The organism is Flavobacterium sp. (assembly GCF_021151785.1).
Classification (GTDB): Bacteria; Bacteroidota; Bacteroidia; order Flavobacteriales; family Flavobacteriaceae; genus Flavobacterium.
On the sequence record NZ_JAGKWP010000207.1, the window covers coordinates 1 to 1,072 of the forward strand.

Sequence of the window (1,072 nt, forward strand, 5' to 3'; positions counted from 1 at the left end):
GTTAGTATGTAGCATGAGAGTTACCTCTGTGGTTTTGTTTCAGGATTCGACACCCATATTCAAAACCGGTAACTCTCTTCTTTCAAGCTGAAGTGTCAGATTTGGTCGCGACTAGTACAAGTCATATTCTCCCATATGCGCAACTCTCTTTCAGGATTTGAGTCCCGAGAAAAGCTTTCCGCCCACCTCATATCCTCTTCAGATAAAATTGCTTCAAAAATCATGCTGACAACTTTCACTCTGATTTGCTGGTTGGCAGTGAGAATTGAAGTTCCTATAGGGCTTGAAAGAAAATTTTTTGGATCGACGCCATAAATTTGGCCAAAACAATTATCTTGAAAAAAGTCGTTAGCTTTCTCATCATAAGTCCCATCGTCCTGATGGGGATCAAGCTTATAGACCTCTGGCTCTGGATATGAGAACTCTTCGTTAATTTTTTTACAAATATCGAATAGAAAACCAAAAGCAACATCAGGAGGGATTTTGAAAAACTCTCTTCGTGAATTTATTCGATAGGTGGCCAATAATTCATGCGCTCTTTTTTCGGCTAATGTGCAATCAGCCACTGAGATTGAGATATACACATAAAAAGGGACTGGAACACCTGTAGAGCCCGAGTACAATTCACGCGCCCGAACTATAGGTAGGTTAGTTGTTTTTCCGATTTTAACAGTAAATCCACCAAAGATTGGGCTTCGAAGAATATAAATATATCCTGATTTCATTTTACACACTTTAATCAAGCTTTTTGGAATGCTACAAGTAAAGATGTACCATTCAACCTTATATCACCGAATGTTTTCTTATCAAGAATAATAATATCGAGTTTAACGCCCCGTTCTGCCGGAAACAAATTGACTTGTTTATCAAATGATGGATTATCAGTAGAAGAAGGCAATCCATTTCTTAACTTATTCTCAAGCTGAGTTAATGTGATGTCTGGATGTAACCCTTTTTCAGATAAGAGATTCATGATAAGAATTGACAAAGAATAATTATCATCACCAAACAAGTGATACGAAAAAAAATCTTTGTTCCCTTGCTTTGTTGTGAAACAAGATAAATATAAAAT

Annotated in this window: 2 protein-coding genes; both read right to left on the bottom strand. The window is 36.8% G+C overall.

The genetic code is table 11. The annotated features are described in order from the left end of the window. Positions 1-95 precede the first annotated feature (95 nt). Complete coding sequence (locus QZ824_RS11680) at positions 96-725, bottom strand: GIY-YIG nuclease family protein (protein WP_291276190.1); 630 nt, start codon at positions 723-725, stop codon at positions 96-98. A 14-nt stretch (positions 726-739) separates the two neighbouring features. Continuing rightward, on the bottom strand, positions 740-1,072 hold a 333-nt coding region (locus QZ824_RS11685), incomplete at its 5' end, for a hypothetical protein (protein ID WP_291276191.1).

Coding starts and splice junctions, on each gene's coding strand:
- QZ824_RS11680 (WP_291276190.1), bottom strand. CDS start 725: ATGAAATCAGGATATATTTATATTCTTCGAAGCCCAATCTTTGGTGGA.